General features: G+C 58.0%; 23 protein-coding genes and 1 other RNA gene. 11 read left to right on the forward strand and 13 right to left on the reverse strand.

The window, feature by feature from the left end:
* Window positions 1-49 precede the first annotated feature (49 nt).
* The gene (locus ACR0B5_RS03330) at window positions 50-931 is read left to right on the forward strand and encodes a fructose bisphosphate aldolase (RefSeq protein WP_480538405.1); all 882 of its coding nucleotides are present in this window, start codon (window positions 50-52) and stop codon (window positions 929-931) included.
* 3 nt (window positions 932-934) lie between these two features.
* Here ACR0B5_RS03330 and ACR0B5_RS03335 read toward each other — a convergent pair whose 3' ends face one another.
* Genes ACR0B5_RS03335 through fumC form a run of 4 tightly spaced genes read right to left on the reverse strand, consistent with a single transcriptional unit; the run spans window position 935 to window position 3,384 of the window.
* Entirely contained in the window at window positions 935-1,537 is a 603-nt protein-coding gene (locus ACR0B5_RS03335; protein ID WP_480538407.1) for a DNA-3-methyladenine glycosylase I, read from the reverse strand.
* Between the two features lie 58 nt (window positions 1,538-1,595).
* Window positions 1,596-1,817, reverse strand: a complete 222-nt coding sequence (locus ACR0B5_RS03340; RefSeq protein WP_480538409.1) for a ribbon-helix-helix domain-containing protein — start codon at window positions 1,815-1,817, stop codon at window positions 1,596-1,598.
* The gene (locus ACR0B5_RS03345; RefSeq protein WP_480538411.1) at window positions 1,814-1,990 is read right to left on the reverse strand and encodes a DUF4169 family protein; all 177 of its coding nucleotides are present in this window, start codon (window positions 1,988-1,990) and stop codon (window positions 1,814-1,816) included. The genes ACR0B5_RS03340 and ACR0B5_RS03345 overlap by 4 nt, the downstream gene beginning before the upstream one ends.
* Entirely contained in the window at window positions 1,990-3,384 is a 1,395-nt protein-coding gene (fumC, locus tag ACR0B5_RS03350; RefSeq protein WP_480538413.1) for a class II fumarate hydratase, read from the reverse strand. Before fumC ends, ACR0B5_RS03345 begins: the two co-directional genes overlap by 1 nt.
* A 241-nt stretch (window positions 3,385-3,625) precedes the next feature.
* Between fumC and ACR0B5_RS03355 the strand changes: the two genes are divergently transcribed.
* Complete coding sequence (locus ACR0B5_RS03355) at window positions 3,626-4,141, forward strand: hypothetical protein (protein WP_480538733.1); 516 nt, start codon at window positions 3,626-3,628, stop codon at window positions 4,139-4,141.
* Between the two features lie 29 nt (window positions 4,142-4,170).
* On the opposite strand, the gene ACR0B5_RS03360 is transcribed toward ACR0B5_RS03355, so the two are convergent.
* The 9 genes from ACR0B5_RS03360 to ACR0B5_RS03400 form a co-directional block, all read right to left on the reverse strand.
* Window positions 4,171-4,629 (reverse strand): SspB family protein, encoded by a 459-nt coding sequence (locus tag ACR0B5_RS03360; protein ID WP_170466831.1) that lies wholly within the window; start codon window positions 4,627-4,629, stop codon window positions 4,171-4,173.
* Between the two features lie 76 nt (window positions 4,630-4,705).
* Window positions 4,706-5,959 (reverse strand): chromate efflux transporter, encoded by a 1,254-nt coding sequence (chrA, locus tag ACR0B5_RS03365; RefSeq protein ID WP_480538415.1) that lies wholly within the window; start codon window positions 5,957-5,959, stop codon window positions 4,706-4,708.
* Between the two features lie 161 nt (window positions 5,960-6,120).
* Window positions 6,121-6,552, reverse strand: coding sequence for an ester cyclase (locus ACR0B5_RS03370; RefSeq protein WP_480538417.1), 432 nt, complete (start codon window positions 6,550-6,552; stop codon window positions 6,121-6,123).
* Window positions 6,553-6,646: 94 nt separating this feature from the next.
* Window positions 6,647-7,019: a transfer-messenger RNA gene (gene ssrA, locus ACR0B5_RS03375) on the reverse strand.
* A gap of 25 nt (window positions 7,020-7,044) precedes the next feature.
* Window positions 7,045-7,407: a DUF4345 family protein gene (locus ACR0B5_RS03380; RefSeq protein WP_480538419.1), complete on the reverse strand. Its 363-nt coding sequence runs from the start codon at window positions 7,405-7,407 to the stop codon at window positions 7,045-7,047.
* A gap of 18 nt (window positions 7,408-7,425) precedes the next feature.
* Entirely contained in the window at window positions 7,426-8,076 is a 651-nt protein-coding gene (locus tag ACR0B5_RS03385) for a TenA family protein (protein ID WP_480538421.1), read from the reverse strand.
* A 75-nt stretch (window positions 8,077-8,151) separates the two neighbouring features.
* Window positions 8,152-8,802, reverse strand: coding sequence for a hypothetical protein (locus tag ACR0B5_RS03390; protein ID WP_170373782.1), 651 nt, complete (start codon window positions 8,800-8,802; stop codon window positions 8,152-8,154).
* 13 nt (window positions 8,803-8,815) lie between these two features.
* Window positions 8,816-10,216 (reverse strand): selenium-binding protein SBP56-related protein, encoded by a 1,401-nt coding sequence (locus tag ACR0B5_RS03395; RefSeq protein ID WP_170688702.1) that lies wholly within the window; start codon window positions 10,214-10,216, stop codon window positions 8,816-8,818.
* A 127-nt stretch (window positions 10,217-10,343) separates the two neighbouring features.
* Window positions 10,344-11,075 carry a FadR/GntR family transcriptional regulator gene (locus tag ACR0B5_RS03400; RefSeq protein WP_480538423.1) on the reverse strand — a complete coding sequence of 244 codons (732 nt, stop codon included), beginning with the start codon at window positions 11,073-11,075 and terminating at the stop codon, window positions 10,344-10,346.
* Between the two features lie 83 nt (window positions 11,076-11,158).
* Between ACR0B5_RS03400 and ACR0B5_RS03405 the strand changes: the two genes are divergently transcribed.
* The 9 genes from ACR0B5_RS03405 to dxr all read left to right on the forward strand — a co-directional run bounded on the left by ACR0B5_RS03405 (window position 11,159) and on the right by dxr (window position 18,812).
* Window positions 11,159-11,950 (forward strand): DUF2182 domain-containing protein, encoded by a 792-nt coding sequence (locus ACR0B5_RS03405; protein WP_480538425.1) that lies wholly within the window; start codon window positions 11,159-11,161, stop codon window positions 11,948-11,950.
* A 4-nt stretch (window positions 11,951-11,954) separates the two neighbouring features.
* On the forward strand, window positions 11,955-12,659 hold the full coding sequence (locus ACR0B5_RS03410) for a DUF1326 domain-containing protein (RefSeq protein WP_170458301.1): 705 nt from the start codon (window positions 11,955-11,957) through the stop codon (window positions 12,657-12,659).
* A gap of 26 nt (window positions 12,660-12,685) precedes the next feature.
* Window positions 12,686-13,186: a DinB family protein gene (locus tag ACR0B5_RS03415; protein ID WP_480538427.1), complete on the forward strand. Its 501-nt coding sequence runs from the start codon at window positions 12,686-12,688 to the stop codon at window positions 13,184-13,186.
* Window positions 13,187-14,290, forward strand: coding sequence for a dimethylsulfoniopropionate demethylase (locus ACR0B5_RS03420; protein ID WP_170717938.1), 1,104 nt, complete (start codon window positions 13,187-13,189; stop codon window positions 14,288-14,290).
* Between the two features lie 101 nt (window positions 14,291-14,391).
* The gene (gene acuI, locus ACR0B5_RS03425; protein WP_170373775.1) at window positions 14,392-15,387 is read left to right on the forward strand and encodes an acryloyl-CoA reductase; all 996 of its coding nucleotides are present in this window, start codon (window positions 14,392-14,394) and stop codon (window positions 15,385-15,387) included.
* A 168-nt stretch (window positions 15,388-15,555) separates the two neighbouring features.
* Window positions 15,556-16,119, forward strand: a complete 564-nt coding sequence (gene frr, locus ACR0B5_RS03430) for a ribosome recycling factor (protein ID WP_170373774.1) — start codon at window positions 15,556-15,558, stop codon at window positions 16,117-16,119.
* A 10-nt stretch (window positions 16,120-16,129) separates the two neighbouring features.
* Window positions 16,130-16,861, forward strand: a complete 732-nt coding sequence (locus tag ACR0B5_RS03435; protein WP_170458293.1) for an isoprenyl transferase — start codon at window positions 16,130-16,132, stop codon at window positions 16,859-16,861.
* A complete protein-coding gene (locus tag ACR0B5_RS03440; RefSeq protein WP_480538429.1) occupies window positions 16,858-17,640 on the forward strand; it encodes a phosphatidate cytidylyltransferase in 783 nt (260 codons plus the stop codon). Before ACR0B5_RS03435 ends, ACR0B5_RS03440 begins: the two co-directional genes overlap by 4 nt.
* Window positions 17,640-18,812, forward strand: coding sequence for a 1-deoxy-D-xylulose-5-phosphate reductoisomerase (gene dxr / locus ACR0B5_RS03445; RefSeq protein ID WP_480538431.1), 1,173 nt, complete (start codon window positions 17,640-17,642; stop codon window positions 18,810-18,812). Before ACR0B5_RS03440 ends, dxr begins: the two co-directional genes overlap by 1 nt.

Raw genomic sequence — 18,812 nt, forward strand, 5'->3', positions numbered from 1 at the left:
GCTGTATGCGGTGAAGGAAATCGGAATCAGTCTTGAACGGGAAAATACTATGTCCAAAGCAGAACAGCGCGCGCAGATGTCAGATGGAGCAGGCTTTATTGCAGCACTGGATCAAAGCGGCGGATCAACCCCGAAAGCTCTGGCGCTCTACGGCGTGGATGCCGCGCAATACGCCTCGGAAGAGGAGATGTTCGGCGAAATCCAGAACATGCGCGCGCGGATCATCCTGGCGGATGACTTCACCAAGGACAAGGTGATCGGCGCGATCCTGTTCGAACGCACCCTTGGCGAAGAGATCGAAGGTCGCAAGGTGGCCGATTACCTATGGTCCGTAAAAGGGATCGTTCCGTTCCTGAAAATCGACAAGGGTCTGGAAGATACTGCAAACGGTGTGCAGATGATGAAGCCCATCCCGGGGCTGGCCGAGACATTGGCCCAAACGGAAGGCGTGTTTGGCACCAAGGAACGCTCGGTTATCCACGAAGCCAACGCCGAAGGCATCGCCGCCGTTGTTGCCCAGCAATTCGACGTGGCCCGCGTTGTGACCGACGCTGGCATGGTGCCGATTGTCGAGCCTGAAGTGAACATCAACTCGGAAACCAAAGCCGAGGCCGAGGATATTCTAAAAGCCGAAATTCTGAAAAACCTCGACCAACTGGTCGAAGGGCAGGAGGTCATGCTGAAGCTGACCATCCCAAGCGTCGCGAACCTCTTTGACGAATTGGCCGATCACCCGCGTGTTCTACGTGTCGTGGCCTTGTCAGGTGGTTACTCGACCGAGCAGGCCTGTGATCTGCTGGGTCAGAACGGCAAGATGATCGCGTCTTTCTCGCGCGCGTTGACCGAGGGGCTTGCGAAACAGCAATCGGACGCGGAATTCAACGCCGCCCTTGGAAGTAATATCGACAAGATCTCTAAAGCGTCGGCCTGACGCCTAAACCGGTTTGATGAAATCGCGGCGCATTTGCGCCGCTTTTTCCCGGCTGACGCAGCCTATCGCGTGATCATTGATCAGCCCCATCGCCTGCATGAAAGCAAAAACAGTGGTGGGGCCGACAAATTTCCAGCCCCTCTTTTTCAGGTCTTTCGACATCGCCACCGACTCGGCTGAGGTGCTGGCAGTCTGTGGCTCTGGCGGTGAGGTCGGTTCATACCGCCAGACATACGCCGCGAGGGAACCCTCCTGCGCCACCAACTCCTGCGCGCGGCGGGCGTTGTTGATCACGGCTTCGATCTTTCCGCGATGGCGGATGATACCGGCATCTTGCAGAAGGCGTTCGATATCTGCCTCAGAAAACTCGCCCATCTTGTTGAAATCAAAATCGCAAAAGGCCCGGCGAAAGTTCTCACGCTTGTTCAGGATCGTGCGCCAGCTGAGGCCGGACTGAAAACTCTCAAGACACAGTTTTTCGAACAATCGTCGATCATCGGACACCGGGTAACCCCATTCTTTGTCATGATAATCAAAGAACTCAGGCGCCGCCTGACACCACGCGCATCGGGCAAGGCCATCAGGACCCAAAACTGTTTTGCTCATGAATGTACCTATTTTGTTCTCACTCAAGCTACACGCAAAGCTGAGGCTCTGACAAGCGTCAAAGCTTGTCGCGGTACCAGTTCAGAACGAAAACGCGAATGGCCGATGCCAACCCCGTTTCAGGGTCGCGTTCAACATCAATGTCTGCAGCCAAAGCATTGATGGGTTGTTGTTTTTCTTCGGCAATATCGCGAAACGCACGCCAGAACTCATCCTCAAGCGAAACTGACGTCCGGTGCCCCTTGAGGGTCAGCGAGCGTTTGACCGGAGGGCCGCTCATTCATCCAGCTCGTGATTGTCCAGATCGCGGGTCTGCTTGTCCTTTTGCAGCTTCACGACCTCTTTTTCGGCCTTGCTGCGCCCGAAGGCGACCGCATTCTGATCCGCGCGGGCCTTTTTTTCGGCCCGCGCTTTCTCTTTCCGATACCGGTTCAGATTGACCGGCTTACACATCAGTTTTTCGGGCCGATCATCTGTTCGGGGCGCACAACGGCGTCAAAGGTTTTTTCATCGACAAAGCCCAGCGCGATGGCCTCTTCCTTGAGGGTCGTTCCGTTTTTGTGCGCCGTTTTGGCAACCGTGGTGGCGTTGTCATAGCCGATGGTCGGGGCCAGAGCGGTCACCAGCATAAGCGATTCCTTCATCAGCTTGTCGATGCGCGGTTCGTTGGCTTGAATGCCCGACAGCATCCGTTCAGTGAAGCTGTCGGTGGCATCGCCCAGCAGTTGGATCGACTGCAGAAGGTTGTAGGACATCATAGGGTTATAGACATTCAGCTGGAAATGACCCTGAGAGCCCGCAAACTTAATCGCAGCATCATTGCCCATGACATGTGCGGCCACCTGAGTGAGGGCTTCAGCCTGTGTCGGGTTCACTTTACCAGGCATGATAGACGACCCTGGTTCGTTTTCAGGCAGAATTAGCTCGCCCAGACCCGAGCGGGGGCCTGAGCCTAGCAAGCGAATATCGTTGGCGATCTTGTAGCAAGACCCGGCTATGGTCGCCAATGCACCGGACAAGAAGACCATGGCGTCATGTGCGGCAAGCGCTTCAAATTTGTTCGGAGCGGTTACAAAGGGCAGGCCGGTGATTTCAGCCATGTTGGCGGCGACGGCTTCGTCCCATCCACCATGGGTGTTCAACCCGGTTCCAACGGCAGTTCCACCTTGCGCCAGCTCGTAGATACCAGGCATTGCAGCCTCAACACGGGTAATGCCCTGCCGGATCTGATGGGCGTAGGCTCCGAATTCCTGTTCCAGCGTCAGCGGAGTCGCATCCTGCGTGTGGGTGCGTCCGATCTTGATGATGCCCGCGAATTCAGCCGCCTTTTTCTCAAGCGTTTCGGCAAATTTGGTCAGACCGGGTAGCAGCACGTCGCGCACGCTGACCGCAGTGGCGATATGCATGGCAGTCGGGAATGTGTCGTTCGACGATTGGCCCATGTTGCAGTGATCATTGGGGTGAACCGGGTCTTTCGAGCCGATGACGCCGTCCAAAATCTCGATCGCACGGTTCGCGATCACCTCATTCGAGTTCATGTTGGACTGCGTGCCCGAGCCGGTCTGCCACACAACAAGGGGGAAGTTGTCGTCGAACTTGCCCTCAATCACCTCGCCAGCGGCCTGAATGATCGCGTCGGCGATCTTAGCGTCCAGCTTGCCGGTCGCTTTGTTCTCCATTGCACAGGCTTTTTTGATCACGCCTAGAGCGCGCACGATGGCCACGGGCTGCTTCTCCCAACCGATGGGGAAGTTCATGATCGAGCGCTGCGTCTGCGCCCCCCAGTACTTGTCAGCGGGAACCTCGAGCGGGCCAAAGCTGTCGGATTCGGTGCGGGTCTGAGACATCGGGTACTCCGTCTGGTATGCAGTTGTATGCCGTTTAGCCAAGGCAGCGCCGCAACGCAATTGGCCAGTTGCGCGCAGCTTAAACTCAACAAAACCCAAGGTATAGGCGCAAGGCGGGTGAAATTGTTCCAATCGCGCGCACGAGCCCCATTGTGCGCGCCTGCCGCTGAGCTACAATATATGTGTGGCCATCGTGGAGGATGAAATGCCAATCTCAGCTCGGATGATCCCGTTGAAAACCATGTTGTTGGCTATGGGGCTGGTCCTGCTGGGCACGCTGGCAAACGCATCCAGTATCACGCCCTTCGTCGGGGACTACACCGGATCCGCCAATGTTGTCGACGTAGATGGAACTGCAACGCCTCGGGATATGAGCGTTTCGATCCATGAGACCCGCCACGGGTTCAATGTCAGCTGGACCACAACGACCTACAAGCTGGACGGGCGGGTCAAGCAACAGAAATTCTCGGTCGACTTTGTGCCCTCGGACCGGCCCGATGTGTTTTCGGCAGCCATGCAACGGAATGTGTTCGGCCATGAGGTGCCTCTGGACCCAATGAAAGGAGAACCCTTTGTCTGGGGCCGGATTGAAGGGGACACGATGACCGTGTTTTCCCTGTTTATTGATGCGCAGGGCGGCTACGAGTTGCAGCAATATGATCGCACCCTGGCCGAGGGCGGTCTGAATCTGTCTTTCTCGCGCTTCATCAACGGCAATAAATCCCGCGCGGTCGAGACCTTTTTGCAGAAAGAATAAACCCCGCGACGAGCGCGAGGCTTGATGGATTACTTGCGGAAGCTGTCTAAAGAGACGACGTCGGCGTCGTGATGAACCTCGGGTTCTTCGACCTCAATTGTCTCTTCTACGAATTCCTCTTCCGCGTCGTCATCCTCGGGGCCTTCAAAGCGCAGGCCGAATTCGACGGAGGGGTCCACGAATGTCTTGATGGCCGTGTAGGGGATGTAGAGCGGTTCCGGCGCATCGCCGAAGTTCAACGTAATCGCAAAGCCGTTTTCGCCGACCTCGAGGTTTTCGAACCAATGTTGCATCACGATCGTCATCTCTTCGGGATAGCGGTCACGCAGCCAGTCCGCGATGTCGACGCCGTCCTCTCGAGTATCGAACGTGATGAAGAAATGGTGCGCGCCTGGTAGCCCGGTTTCAGAGACACCGGTCAGAACGGTTTTGATCAGCCCGCGCATGGCGGTGTGCATCAGGTTTCCATAGTCGATGTCTTGCGACATGTGTCATCCTCGAAAGTGGTTGCATCCAGCATAGGCGTTTTAGCTGGAAACGAAAGGGCGGGTATCGCCGGATTGATCATAATAGCTGGATAGCGATGCCAGCGACGGACATCAGTGCCAGAACCGTTGCCATCCCTAATTTTGCCCGAAAAATCAATACCCCAGCGGCGACAGTGAGCGCAGCTGCAGTGAGGTTTAGCGAGTCCCACCCAGGCAAGGGTATCGAGACAGGCCCCCAACTGTACTGCGTGAGCGCACCGAATAGAACGTTCAAGGCGAACCACACGGAGAGGTTGAGAATCACACCTACGACGGCTGCCGTTATGCCATGCAAAGCGGCAGAGAGCCGAGGGCGGGTCGCCAGTTTGTCCAAGTACGGAGCGGCGAGAAAGATCCAAAGGAAACACGGAACGAACGTCGCCCATAGCGCAACCGCACCTGCGGCGAAGGCCAGCGAGACCCCTCCGTTGATTTGTCCGGTCAGCATCGCGACGAATTGCGTGACTAGAATCAACGGCCCGGGGGTGGTTTCCGCAAGGCCCAGCGCGTCGATCATCTGACCGGTGCTGATCCATTGATATTGATTGACCACCGTCTGCGTCATGTAGGCCAAAACAGCGTACGCTCCGCCAAAGGTCACCACGGCTAGACGGGCGAAGAACCATCCCAAGTCGCTGAGCAATTGATGACCGGACAGGGACAGGAGGACCAATGGTCCGAGCCAGAGCGGCACCCAAACGGCAACCGTGCGTAGGGTGCCGGAAAAACTTGCGCGTGAGGAGGTGTCTTGCTGCGCAACGGGTCCTTTGAAAGACACATAGCCCCATAGCGCAGCGGCCAGAATGATCAGTGGAAAGGGCAGGTTGAACAGGAAGATACCCAGGAACCCGATCCCCGCGATGAGGCGGTGTTCCGTGTCGGTCAATGCCTTTCGTGACAGCTTCAGGAGCGCTTGAAGGACGATCACGATGACCGTGGCCTTGATCCCCAGAAAACCGGCTTGCACAAGGGGCAGGGTGCCGAAGTTCGCATAGAGCAGAACCAGCACAGAGATGACTATTGCCCCCGGCAGAACAAACAGGGTGCCAGCAATCAACCCTCCGGTCACGCCCCGAAGACGCCAGCCCGCATAAGTGGCCAGCTGCATCGCCTCTGGCCCCGGCAACAACATGCATAGAGAAAGAGCGCGCAAATAGGTTTCCTCGGACAACCAGGCGCGACGGTCTACCAACTCCTGATGCATCAAGGAAATCTGCGCCGCAGGGCCGCCGAAGGACAAAAGGCCAATTCTGCCGAAGACCAGAACAAGGTCGCGCACTGAAGGCGTCATGTTACATTAGCCCAACGGTCAAAATGCGCTCGGACAGCTGGTTTTTTCGATCACGAAGCATGACCCATTTCCCCGCAATGGCGGCCGTGCGCCGAATGCGCGCGGCACGTATGGCCTTAGCTATCGCGTCAGAAACTTGGGGGTCAAGGCGGCTTGGGTGTTCAGCTCCAATCCAGTCGCTGACCGGTCATGCAGACGGGCAGGGTATCCTGCGGAAACTGACCAAGCTGTTCAAAAAACGATATGAAATCGAACTGGTTGTAGGCCTCGACCATCTTTTCGCCTTTGAAGCGGGCCATGACCTGGCCCGTCACCTCCAGCGGGGCACCGTTGTCGGCGCGGAAGGTTTTGACGTGCAGAATGGCGGACACCCAATCCCCGTTTTCGATGATCTTTGGCAGCTCGACCGAGATTTCACCCAGAATATGCCGGAAGGCCATCACAAGATCGCGAAAATCATCGGCGCCAACCTGCATTTCGGGGATCAGTCCCTCAGCCATGGTGTCCGGTGCAAAGTACTGATCAATCGCATCGGTATTCCCTTGTTCCCAAACTTCGGCATACCACGCTTTCAAGGTATCTGAGTGGGTCATCCCGGCCCTCCTGTCTGTCTGGGATGACTTTGGACAAAAGAGATGAATAAACTCTAAATCTGAGCCGACATAAACACAGACATAAGGTGGAGGAAATGCAGGTTTCTGTTGCCAGGTACCTGCGAACCCCGCCTTACGCGGCTAGGCGCAAGGGCTTAAGTTTCGGTCTTGTTACTGCTTACGCAGCAACTGCAACCGGAGCACGATTGTCGTTTGCAATTGTACTAGTTTCGCCGATAACGGTGGCAGACAGCCGAGACAAAGCTAACCCCTTTAGACGTTCGTCGATCCTATTTCGGCCCCCCGATCCTGAAAGTGATCCTCAAACGAAGGATGCCCCCAGAAGGTATATGGTGGAGCCGCCGGGTACCGCCCCCGGGTCCGATCCGCTTATTACGAGCGCGTTTATGTCCATAGTCCCGAAGGACAGAACTTATATAGGTGAGGAGATTTCGGGATGCAAACCCGGAAATGCCCTTAGAGCACTGTAAATCACGGGGTGCGGTTCAGATTTGCGGCGATCAGCCAGACGGCCAGGATCAGTTCAATTCCCCCGAAAATCATGGTCTTAGCAAGTGGTGGATTGTCCAGGAGCACCGACACGAACCGCCCCAAAGCCGCCCCGGCATAGGCTACGCCCAGCATGGCGTATGCCATTGGGTGGTTTAGCCAGATCACGGCGATGCCCGTGACAACGAACAACCCTCCGACCGAGGCGCGCATCTCGCTCAGACCCATGTTGCTGTTGGTCGGGGCCAGATCCAGCGCCGTCGCGGTGTGCAAAGGTGCGAGAAAGCCGAACAGGCCAAAGCCGATGGTCAGCAGAGCCGCGATGACGTTGAGGATATGTACCATGATCGTGCCTTTATCCGGTTACACCGCGTAGGCGGCGTCAAAGAAGTCTTTCTCCAGCTCGACCGCCTGGTGGAAAAGCCGTGTTACTTCGGCTTGCGCCTCTGGCGTCAAGGTGGGCCAGGTTTTGTCGAGCTGCCCGCGCAGATACTCGACCACGCCCTCAAAACCTTCTCCGGCATGTAGCGTGATCCATTCCGCGAACCAGAAGGGTAAATCGGGTTTCGGCGGATTTTCCGGGCTGGCCCAGCTGAGATAGACCCATTCGGCGACAACCAGCACCGCCAGCATGTTCTCATACCGGCCCGAGGCTGCGGCCTCGGCCATCAAGTCCTGAAAGGCTTTGGTAGCGGGGGCAGGGTCGGTGCTGGGTTGGGTGCCCAGCGCTTCGAGCGAGCGCAGGAAGTAGGTATTTTCAGGCCCAGTAATCACCGCAAGAAACTGCGCGGCGGGAACGCTGTCGGCCAGGGTGGGCGCGTGTGCAATGGCGCTGGCCAGCAGGCGGACGAAGCCATCGACGAACTGATAGTCCTGTTGCAGATACCAGCGCATCTTGTCCTCGGGCAGGGTGCCGTCTGACAGCTCGCGCGTGAAGGCATGGGTTGTTGCCGCCTGCCAGTCGGCAGCCTTGCCCTGACGCAGCATTTCCGTGGGGCGCGTGTTCTGGGACACTTCGAAAACTCCTAACTTCTTTCAAAGCAGGACAAAGCGGTTTTTCAAAACATGCGCAAGGTGATCGTGCGGCGGCTAGATTGCAGACCAAAGCCCCAGCACGCCGACCAAAATCAGGCTGAGCGCCCAAATGAGTTCCAAGTTGAACCAGGTGCGTGAGAGGAATTGCAGCCCAAGCCAGCGATAGACGCCATAGGCCAGAAGACCGCCTCCTAGGATCATTGCCGCCGTGTGGAGCGCGGCCACGGCCAGAACCAGCAGGGTGTTCGTTGTCATGATCTGAGAGATGGCCTGATGCCCGGCGTCCAACTCATCCAGGTTGCACAGGCCCAGATAGATCGGGACTAGCATTAAGGCTGCGCCATGGGCGAGCGCGACCAGAAAGGACCACAGCGCGAGTTTGCTGGGCGGCACACGCGACAAGAACCGAGGGTGGTTGCGTGTGACGGCAATATAAAGCCCCATCGCAATGACAATCAGCGCCGCCCCAATGCGGATTTCGCGTTGGTAGTCGATCAACACAGCCATCATTGCAAATGGCAGCAGGACTCCCAGCATCGCCAGGAAATGACCGCCCGCAAGCGCCGCCAACGCGCGCCAGAGGGCCGACTGGCGCTGCTCCATCAACGCGGACGAGACGGCAAGCGGCCAGCCCATACCGGGATTCAGCCCGTGATAGGCGCCGCTGAGAACAACGGCCAGCCAGAGGCCAGCCGTTGATGTCATCAGAAATTCCAACTCAGACCGAGGGGTAGCAGAAACTGTCGGTCGAACAGTCTCCACCCTCCAACCGGATCTGGTGGCTACGATAGCCCTCGGGGAATTCGACCCAGAACTTGGGGTCCAGGGTCAGGCCGCCGTTCTCGCCGACATCCGCTTTGACCATCGCTGCGCCCCGTTCGCCGGGATAGAACTGGTCATCCCAGGTGGAATAGAGCGAGTTGGTCCAGTAGACCCGTTTGCCGTCGCGGCTGATTTCGACCATTTGCGGGCCATAACCAAAGTCCTGACCGTTCGGATGTTTGGTCTTTTTGACGATCCCGCCAATTTCGACCTTGCCCGCTAGTGTCGGGTTCATCGGGTCCGAGACGTCATATTGGTGCATCTCTCCGGTGCCCCAGCACGCGACATACAGGTACTTGTCGTCGAGGCTCAGGTCGATATCCGTCACAAGCGGTGGAACGGCCGAGAAGCCTTTCAGCAAGTCTGGCAGGTCATCCGGGTCAGCCGGTTGCGGGTCGATGGTAATTGTCTTCTTGGCCTCAAACGTGCCGTCGTCGTTTCGCCACCATGTGAAGATCGCGCCTTGCAGGTTGGTTGTGTCCACAACGACGCCGCAGAACCCATACTGTTTGACCGGATCATGCGCAGGCCGGATCTCCAACGCCATCTGGTGGTTTTCGCCCAGATCAATGGTTTGGATATTGGTACGGCTGCGCAGGTTCCAGAAATGGATGCTGTGACCATATTTGTTGGACAGCAGATCCTCGGCCACGATTCCGTTCTCGAATTGCGGAGGAAGACCCCATTCGGAACTGACCATGTAGTCACGCGGCAGGTTCCACCAGAAATCATAGTGCTTGTCCTGCACGCCGCGTTCGATCTCATATCGGCCGATGATCTCGAAACTTTCACAATCCATGATGAAGATACCCGGAGGGCCATCGGTCCCGTCCTCTCCGCCGCCGCCCAGGGTGCTGACATAGATACCCTCGGGCCCGCAATGAATGGTGTGGGGGCGAGAATACCCTGTCTTTGCAAAGACTTCTTCGGGTTCGATGATCTTGTGGATCTTGGCCTCAAGCGGGTTCTTCACATCGATGACATAGATCCGGCTGGAGCGGATGCCCGGAACGATCAGATAGCGCCGTTCCAGAAACGCGTGCCCCGTCAGCGGCGAAAGCGCCGAAGAGCAAGCATTCCAGCCAAAGTGATGAAACTCATCGCCTTTTTCCGGCATGATGACCTGATGGACGATTTTTCCATAGTCGTCGGAAGTCGGATCGACATTCACAACCGCCAGCCCGTCAGGTTGCGAAAAATCCGGGCTGAGCATCAGCGTAAAAGCAAGCGTCTCAGTGGGGCCCTCCATCGCCAGCTTGGCAGATGGGTAAAAGGTTGGGTCCGGTCTTGTATTCATAACATCCTCCCGTAAGTCATTGATCTTCAATTCGTTCTGAGAGTTCCGGTCTTGACGCCGGGTGACATCCTGCCTGCTCGTGCTTCCTTTCTGCCTGTTGGTCTGCGTCAGATTTCGGGCCTGAGTGTCAGGCGGTTTTACGTTTGCGCTCGGCCACGTCTCGGGCCAGTTGGCGTGTATAGGTTTCAAGTTCGATCAGCATCGCGTCGACCGATGGGGCATCGCGCGCCTCAAGCGCGTCGGCGATCTTGGTGTGCAGTGCAATGATCTCTTCGCGAGAGCGCGCGGTGAAGGTGATCATGTTCATCAGCGGCTGCATGGCCTCGACCGCACCCGCCAGTTGATAAGACAGCACTGGATTGTCCGCGCCATCGACCAGCGCGCGGTGAAAGGCGACGTCTGAGGCGCAGAAAGCCTCATCGGTCAAACCTGGCTGAGCCTGACGAAAGATCTCGGCCCGCATCGTTGCCAGTTGATCCGCGGTGCGACGTTGGGCCGACAAAGGCGCACAGGCGCGCTCCAGCGCATACCTCGCCTCACACGCCGTATCGAAACTGACGGCGTTCATCGACAGAAGCAGGGTCGAGGTGGTGATTTGCTGCGAATAGGCGTCCTCAAAACTGATCCGGTTCACAAAGGCCCCGCCAGTTGCACCGCGTTGGGTACGGATCAGGGACTGCGCGGCCAAGCGCTTCAGGGCCTCGCGTACCGTGGGCCGCGACACCTGGAACTGATCCGCAAGTTCTGATTCAGAGGGCAGGCGCTCATCCACGATCAATTCGCCGGACACAATCGCGTTCCGAATGGCCTGTGCGATCTGGGCAGAGAGGTCTGCGGGATTTGCGGGGTCTATCTTCATTTGTGGCCAGTCTGAAAATTTTATTTGTCTGACATTTAAAAGTCTGACATTTGAAAAGCAAGAGAGTTGAGTCGGAGGATCACATGAGTCGCGCATTGTTCCGCAGCGGAATGTGGCTGGCGTTCTATGCTGTGATCCTGTGGGCGTGGTGGGTCATGTTCTCGATGAGCCGAGACATGGACCTCGACTGGATTGGTCGGCCGGGGCCGATGGGGCAGGCTATGGCGGCGATGGACCCGCGCATGGACATGTATATGCCCATGGCCGAGTTTGGCCCTTTGTTCTGGATGTGGGCGATCATGATGGCGGCGATGATGCTGCCGACGCTTGTGCCGACGCTCCGCAGCTATGACGACCTGATACGCAGCGCCAATGGTACGCGGGCTGGATGGCTGGGCGTTCTGGCCGGGTATTTCATCGTCTGGGTGGGATTTGCAGCGCTTATCGCGGGCGTTCAGCTTGCCCTGCTGTTCGGTGGGTTTGTCGATATGCTGGGCATCGCCAAGTCCAATTGGGTGGCCGGAGGGCTGCTGATCGTGGTCGGCGCCTTCCAGTTCACTCGCGCGAAAGAGGTCTGCCACGGCGTTTGTCATGCCCCAATGACGTATTTCCTGGGCCATTGGAAAACCGGCTTTACGGGCGGTGTGAGAATGGGGCTAGGGCTCGGCGCGTTCTGCGTCGGTTGCTGCTGGGGCTTCATGGCGCTTGGCTTTGTTGGAGGCGTCATGAGCCTTTTGTGGATGGGTTTGGCGACCCTGTTCATGGTTTTGGAAAAACTCCCCCAGATCGGGCATGCTGTGACCCGACCTATGGGGTTCATACTGATCGCAGGCGGTGTTGCGCTGCTGATCTATCCCTTTGCTTACGGAGGATAAGCTGATGGCGAAAAACAGAAAACCCGAGGCCGACCGGCTTCCGATTAGTCAGCGGATCGACAGCCGTATGCCCAACCCCAAACGGCGGGAGATGAGCCCGACGGACTGGTCCATCAAAGGCGAGCTGATCCTGAACTGCTCATGCGACGTGTTCTGCCCCTGCGTGGTCTCTTTGGGCGCGCACCCTCCGACAGAGGGCCACTGCCACGCCTGGATGGGCGTGATCATCGACGAAGGGCATTATGAGGGCGAAGATCTGTCGGGCCTGAATGTTGGTCTTCTGGTCGATATTCCGGGTCGCATGGGCGAGGGGCAGTGGAAAGTCGCTGCCTATGTCGATGAACGCGCCAGCGGCAAGGCCTATAACGGGCTGCTGCAGATTTTTAGCGGTCAGGCCGGCGGCACCACTGGCCTGTTCACCATGCTGGTGAGCGAGATCATCGGGGCCGAGCGTGCTCCGGTCCAGATCGAACGGGACGGCAACAAGCGCAGGATTGCGATCGGTCGCAAAATCCAAGGTGAGATCGAGATGCTGGGCGGCAAAGACCCCGAGCATCCGGTAATGGTGTCGAACTCCAAATACTGGATGGGGCCAGACATCATCGTGGCGCGCGGAAACAAATCGAAAGTGCGCGATTATGGGCGCGTCTGGGATTTCGGTGGTAAATCCGCCGAGATCTGCCCGATTGACTGGCATGGGCCTAAGTGATGATCACCGGAGCCTATGCAAGGGAAATGGCGCGCTACAACCACTGGCAAAACAGCCAGTTGGCGGAATTTCTTCAAGCGCTCACGCCCGAGGAATTGATGCAGGAACGCGGGGCGTTTTTCGGCTCGATCATGGGCACGGCGAACCACTTGCTGTGGGGTGACTGGATCTGGATGTCACGCTTTGGCAAAGGTCCGGGACCGGAGAGCAACATCCACCGAGCCGGAGGGGGCATCCACGAAAGCGTGCATCTCTGCCCTGATCTCGATAGCTGGCTGGCTCTGCGCGTGGCTATGGATGACCGGATCTCGGATTGGGCGGATACGCTTGGGGATGAGGTTCTGTCGGGGCATTTCACATGGTACTCAGCCGCAAAAGAGGCTGATGTTACTTTGCCTTACGCGCAATGCGTGATGCATTTCTTCAACCATCAAACCCATCATCGTGGACAACTCCACAAAATGCTGACCGAAGCCGGTTCCGAGGCCCCGGTCAGCGATCTTTGCTTCATGCCAAAGGAGGGCTGAATGCCGCAAATATCCCTGTCTCGTCGCCTGCGTCGCACGCCGTTTTCCGAAGGCGTCGAAGCCGCTGGTGTCAAAGGCTACACGGTTTACAACCGGATGTTGTTGCCGACGGTCTTTGAAAGTGTCGAGGCCGACTACCATCACCTGAAGAAGAACGTGCAGGTCTGGGACGTCTCCTGTGAACGTCAGGTTGAACTGCGCGGGCCCGATGCTGCGCGTTTGATGCAAATGCTGACACCGCGCGACCTGCGTGGCATGCTGCCCGGGCAGTGCTTCTACGTGCCGATTGTTGACGAAACCGGCGGTATGTTAAACGATCCCGTGGCGGTGAAACTGTCGGAGGACCGCTGGTGGATCTCTATCGCAGACAGCGATTTGTTGCTATGGGTCAAGGGGTTGGCCAACGGATATCGTCTGGATGTGCTGGTTGACGAACCGGACGTGTCGCCGTTGGGCGTTCAGGGGCCAAAAGCAGATGAACTGATGGCCCGCGTTTTCGGAGACCGTGTGCGCGATATCCGTTTCTTCAAGTTCGACATGTTCGAATTCGAAGGGCGCGATCTTGCGGTTGCCCGCTCGGGCTACTCCAAGCAAGGCGGGTTTGAGATATATGTTGAGGGCAGCGATATTGGTATGCATCTGTGGAACGCTCTGTTCGCGGCGGGTGAAGACCTGGACGTGCGGGCCGGTTGCCCCAACCTGATCGAGCGGATCGAAGGTGGGTTGCTGTCCTACGGCAATGACATGACCGACGACAACACACCGCATGAATGCGGGCTGGGCAAGTTCTGCAATACGCATACCGCCATTGGCTGTGTAGGCCGGGATGCGTTGTTGCGTGTGGCCAAAGAAGGTCCGGTGCAACAGATACGTCCGATTGCGATCGACGGAGATGCGGTGCCGCCTTGTGTTCAGCCGTGGCCTGTCTTTGCGGACGGAAAGCAGGTGGGTCAGGTGACGTCTGCGGCCTGGTCTCCGGATTTCTCGACCAATGTTTCGATTGGTATGGTCAAGTTGAGCCATTGGGACGCTGGAACCAAGGTTGAGGTTGAAACACCTGACGGTATGAGGGGCGCGACTGTGCAGGGGCAGTTTTGGATCTAGCGGAGGTTGGGGGCTCTGCCCCCGTCGCTGCGCGACTCCCCCGGGATATTTTGGGCCAGGTGAAGGATTGGGCTGGCCGCCAAAAATGAAAGGATAGCAATATGTTCAATGCTTTGGTTATGGAAAAGGATGAAGAAAGCGGTCTGGCAAGCCCGTCTGTCAAGCAACTCTCGCTGGAGGATCTGCCTGACGGAGAGGTGACGGTTGCTGTTGAGTATTCGACGGTGAACTACAAGGACGGTTTATGCCTGTCGGCCAAAGGTGGTGGTCTAGTGCGGAACTACCCTCATGTGCCGGGGATTGACTATGCCGGAACGGTCGAGGCGTCCTCAGACGACCGTTACAAGCCCGGTGACAAGGTGGTTCTGACCGGCTGGCGAGTGGGTGAGGCCCATTGGGGTGGTTATTCGCAGAAGGCTAACGCTCGGGCCGATTGGTTGGTACCCTTGCCGGACGGGCTGGACGCGCGGCAGGCGATGGCCGTTGGAACCGCTGGGTTTACGGCCATGTTGGCAGTGATGGCGCTGGAGGATCACGGGTTGACGCCGGATCGTGGGCCTGTGCTGGTTACCGGTGCTGCAGGCGGTGTTGGATCGGTGGCGACGGCCATTCTGGGCAAGCTGGGCTATGAGGTCGCGGCTGTGACCGGGCGCCCAGAGACCGGAGACTACCTGAAATCGCTTGGCGCCACGACCATCGTGCCGCGTGAAGAGCTGAACGAGACCACGAAGCGCCCGCTGGAAAGCGAAACCTGGGCGGGCTGTGTCGATGCGGTTGGCGGTGACATGCTGGCGCGCGTTTTGGGGCAGATGAAGTATGGCTGCTCGGTCGCCGCGGTTGGACTTGCTGGCGGTGCGGGGTTGCCTGCAACAGTGATTCCCTTCCTGTTGCGCGGTGTGAACCTTCTGGGGATCGACAGCGTTATGCAGCCTTATGACAACCGCCTGCGGGCTTGGCAGCGCATTGCGACCGACCTGCCGATGGACAAGCTGGAGGCCATGGTGCATCCGGCCGCTCTGTCCGATTTGCCGCAGCTGGGTGCGGATATTCTGAAAGGTCAGGTCAAGGGCCGCGTTGTCGTCGACGTAAACGCCTGATCAAAGAAAATAGCCGGGGCAGAACTGCCCTGGCTTAACCTTCTGGGCGGCAAAAGGACCGAAACAGTTCTGGTCATTGCCGTAAATCATGCTCATGATTGCTATACATCCCAAATGCGATGGCTTAAGACCCATCCAAACAGCACTTGAAGACGGGGAGTGAGCAGCATGTCTGACGACTTCGAACTGGACACCGACGATCTAAAGCGCCGCATGGACGGCGCGATGTCCAATCTCAAAACTGAATTTGCCTCTCTGCGCACCGGGCGGGCCTCGGCCTCGATGCTGGAGCCGGTGATGGTGGATGCCTATGGCTCGATGACGCCGATCAACCAGGTTGGCACGGTCAACGTGCCTGAACCTCGGATGGTGACGGTGAATGTCTGGGACAAGGGTCTTGTGGGCAAGGTTGAAAAGGCGATCCGTGAAAGCGGGCTGGGCATCAACCCGCAGCTGAACGGCACCATCATCATGCTGCCGATCCCGGAACTGAACGAAGAACGCCGCCGTGAGTTGGGCAAGGTTGCCGGGCAATATGCCGAAAGCGCGCGGGTTTCGATCCGCAATGTGCGCCGGGACGGTATGGATCAGATCAAGAAAGCGAAATCGGACGGAATGTCCGAAGATGACCAGAAGTTCTGGGAGAGCGAAGTTCAGGATCTGACCGACACGATGATCAAAGCTGTTGATGCCGCGCTTGAGACCAAGCAGTCGGAAATCATGCAGGTCTGAGCCGGTACTGATGCCCAAGGATCCCCATACGGACGTGCAGGCTGGCCCAAAGCATGTCGCAATTATCATGGATGGCAATGGTCGGTGGGCGCAGGCGCGTGGCCGCCCTCGGCTTTTTGGTCACCACGCAGGTGCGCGGCGCGTACGTGAGGTGGTCGAGGCCTGTCCGGGGTTGGGCATTAAATACCTAACTGTCTTTGCGTTTTCGACGGAAAACTGGAAGCGGACTCAGGTCGAAGTTGCTGGCCTCATGAGCCTGTTTCGGCGCTACATCATCAAGGAAACCCGCACTCTGGCCGAGAACGGCATTCGCGTGCGCTTTATCGGTGATCGGGTCCGCTTGGATGCCAAGCTGATCGACCTGATGGATTCGCTGGAAGAGGCAACGAAGGACAACGATTTGGTCCATTTGACCGTCGCGTTGAACTATGGCGGCCGGGATGAGGTGGCGCGGGCCACAAAACGTCTTGCACGGGATGTGGCCGAAGGGCGGCTGAAGCCCGAGGATGTGGATGAAGAAACCCTGCCCAAGTATCTGGATACACGCGTTCTTCCCGATCCCGATCTGGTCATTCGCACCAGCGGAGAGGCGCGGATCTCAAATTTTCTCCTCTGGCAGTCGGCCTATTCCGAATACGAATTTATTGACACGCTCTGGCCGGATTTCACTGCGGCCGAATTGGAGCGTCTGTGCCGCAACTACGGCTCGCGCGAGCGGCGTTTCGGAGCGGTTCTGGCATGAGCGAAGGCCGATGGTCTGATCTGACCGCACGGATTCTGTCCGCAGTCGTTTTGGTCGCAATCGGCGCGGTTGAGGTATGGCTGGGCGGGTTGTGGTTTGAAAGCTTCATCGCGGTTGCCTGCGGTTTGATGACCTGGGAACTGGTACGCATGATCGAACCGCAGCGCGGAGGCATGGCCATGCAACTCGGTATTCTGACCGGGGTTGCGGTGATCATCAGCTATCACGTGCCGCCGCTCTATAAGTTGCCGTTTCTGGTGGCTCCGGCGCTGGTCGGGGCAGGGCAGGTCACCCGTTCGCGCGGGTTGTACTTTCTGTTCGCCTTGTGGATCGCGGGCGCTGGTCTGGGTTTCATCTCCATCCGTGAAAACATGGGCTTCGGCTGGATGGTCTGGCTGATTGCGGTCGTCGTGGCCACGGATGTTGCCGGGTATTTCGTGGGCAAGGCCATTGGTGGCCCGAAATTCTGGCCCAAGGTCAGCCCCAAGAAGACATGGTCGGGCACGGCAGGTGGCTGGGTCGCGGCGGGCCTTGTTGGCGCGGGCTTCGCACTGCATGGCGGGTTCGGGGTGCCCTTCGTTCTGGTCTCGGTTCTGGCGTCCATGGCCAGCCAGGCGGGCGATATCGTTGAAAGCGCGGTCAAACGGAATTTCGGCGTCAAGGACAGCTCGAACCTCATACCGGGGCATGGCGGGTTTCTCGACCGGTTTGATGGCATGATGGGTGCGGCGTTGTTTGTGCTGATCGCAGGGCTGGTTTACGCACCCGGAGAGATGTGATGCGCAAAGTCTCGATCCTTGGGGCGACCGGATCAATTGGTCAGAATGCGATTGACCTCATTGCGCGCGATATCGAAGCCTATGACGTGGTCGCCCTGACAGGTGGCGCGAATATCCGGCAACTGGCCGAGGATGCCCGACGGCTTGGCGCGCAACTCGCGGTCACCGCGTTTGAGGACCGATTGCAGGACCTGCGCGATGCGTTGCAGGGCAGCGGGATTGAGGTGGCGGCGGGTCAGAGCGCGATCGTTGAGGCCGCCGCGCGCCCCGCGGACTGGGTGTTGTCCGCAATCGTTGGCGCTGCGGGTCTCGCGCCTGGCATTGAGGCGTTAAAACACGGCGCAACGCTGGCGCTTGCCAATAAAGAGACTCTGGTCTGTGCAGGCGCCTTGGTTTTGCATACGGCCCACGAGAACGATGCGCGTGTGTTGCCCGTCGATAGTGAGCATTCGGCGGTATTTCAGGCTTTGGTCGGTGAGGATATGGACGCGGTCGAACGCGTTATCATCACCGCAAGTGGCGGAGCGTTCAGGGATTGGCGGCTTGAGGATTTGGCGTCCGCGACCGTTACACAAGCCTCCAACCATCCGAACTGGGACATGGGGCAGCGCATCACGATTGATAGTGCATCCATGTTCAATAAAGCGCTTGAAGTCATTGAAACCCGAGAGTTCTTTCGCGTCGATCCGGGCCAGATCGAGGTTTTGGTACATCCCGAATCCATTGTCCATGCGATGGTCGGGTTTCGGGACGGGGCTCTAATGGCGCACCTGGGCCCGCCGGACATGCGGCATGCAATCGGCTATGCTCTGCACTGGCCCGAACGGCGCGATCTGCCGGTTGAGAGGCTGGATCTGGCGCAACTCAGCCAGTTACGCTTTTCCCATCCCGACCTGAACCGCTATCCCGCGCTGAAACTGGCGCGCGACGTGATGGCCCTCGGCGGCCTTTCGGGGGCGGTTTTCAATGCTGCGAAAGAGCGCGCGCTGGATCACTTCATCGCGGGCCGGGTCGGTTTCACGACCATGGCGGAGGTCGTCTCGCGCGTTCTGGACCGTTTTGATGCCGAGGATGGCCTTATTAACGCCCCTTTGACCCTTGATAACGTACAGCAAACGGACCATCTCGCACGGCAGTGGGCGGATGAAGCCGTGATCAAACGAGCAGGATAG

It is taken from the genome of Ruegeria sp. AG1, from assembly GCF_056541705.1.

Coding starts and splice junctions, on each gene's coding strand:
- ACR0B5_RS03440 (WP_480538429.1), top strand. CDS start 16,858: ATGAGCGAAGGCCGATGGTCTGATCTGACCGCACGGATTCTGTCCGCA.
- ACR0B5_RS03355 (WP_480538733.1), top strand. CDS start 3,626: ATGTTGTTGGCTATGGGGCTGGTCCTGCTGGGCACGCTGGCAAACGCA.
- chrA (WP_480538415.1), bottom strand. CDS start 5,959: ATGACGCCTTCAGTGCGCGACCTTGTTCTGGTCTTCGGCAGAATTGGC.
- ACR0B5_RS03380 (WP_480538419.1), bottom strand. CDS start 7,407: ATGGTACATATCCTCAACGTCATCGCGGCTCTGCTGACCATCGGCTTT.
- ACR0B5_RS03340 (WP_480538409.1), bottom strand. CDS start 1,817: ATGAGCGGCCCTCCGGTCAAACGCTCGCTGACCCTCAAGGGGCACCGG.
- frr (WP_170373774.1), top strand. CDS start 15,556: ATGTCTGACGACTTCGAACTGGACACCGACGATCTAAAGCGCCGCATG.
- ACR0B5_RS03345 (WP_480538411.1), bottom strand. CDS start 1,990: ATGTGTAAGCCGGTCAATCTGAACCGGTATCGGAAAGAGAAAGCGCGG.
- fumC (WP_480538413.1), bottom strand. CDS start 3,384: ATGTCTCAGACCCGCACCGAATCCGACAGCTTTGGCCCGCTCGAGGTT.
- ACR0B5_RS03405 (WP_480538425.1), top strand. CDS start 11,159: ATGAGTCGCGCATTGTTCCGCAGCGGAATGTGGCTGGCGTTCTATGCT.
- ACR0B5_RS03335 (WP_480538407.1), bottom strand. CDS start 1,537: ATGAGCAAAACAGTTTTGGGTCCTGATGGCCTTGCCCGATGCGCGTGG.
- ACR0B5_RS03360 (WP_170466831.1), bottom strand. CDS start 4,629: ATGTCGCAAGACATCGACTATGGAAACCTGATGCACACCGCCATGCGC.
- ACR0B5_RS03435 (WP_170458293.1), top strand. CDS start 16,130: ATGCCCAAGGATCCCCATACGGACGTGCAGGCTGGCCCAAAGCATGTC.
- ACR0B5_RS03400 (WP_480538423.1), bottom strand. CDS start 11,075: ATGAAGATAGACCCCGCAAATCCCGCAGACCTCTCTGCCCAGATCGCA.
- ACR0B5_RS03420 (WP_170717938.1), top strand. CDS start 13,187: ATGCCGCAAATATCCCTGTCTCGTCGCCTGCGTCGCACGCCGTTTTCC.
- ACR0B5_RS03390 (WP_170373782.1), bottom strand. CDS start 8,802: ATGACATCAACGGCTGGCCTCTGGCTGGCCGTTGTTCTCAGCGGCGCC.
- ACR0B5_RS03415 (WP_480538427.1), top strand. CDS start 12,686: ATGGCGCGCTACAACCACTGGCAAAACAGCCAGTTGGCGGAATTTCTT.
- ACR0B5_RS03410 (WP_170458301.1), top strand. CDS start 11,955: ATGGCGAAAAACAGAAAACCCGAGGCCGACCGGCTTCCGATTAGTCAG.
- dxr (WP_480538431.1), top strand. CDS start 17,640: ATGCGCAAAGTCTCGATCCTTGGGGCGACCGGATCAATTGGTCAGAAT.
- ACR0B5_RS03370 (WP_480538417.1), bottom strand. CDS start 6,552: ATGACCCACTCAGATACCTTGAAAGCGTGGTATGCCGAAGTTTGGGAA.
- acuI (WP_170373775.1), top strand. CDS start 14,392: ATGTTCAATGCTTTGGTTATGGAAAAGGATGAAGAAAGCGGTCTGGCA.
- ACR0B5_RS03330 (WP_480538405.1), top strand. CDS start 50: ATGTCCAAAGCAGAACAGCGCGCGCAGATGTCAGATGGAGCAGGCTTT.
- ACR0B5_RS03395 (WP_170688702.1), bottom strand. CDS start 10,216: ATGAATACAAGACCGGACCCAACCTTTTACCCATCTGCCAAGCTGGCG.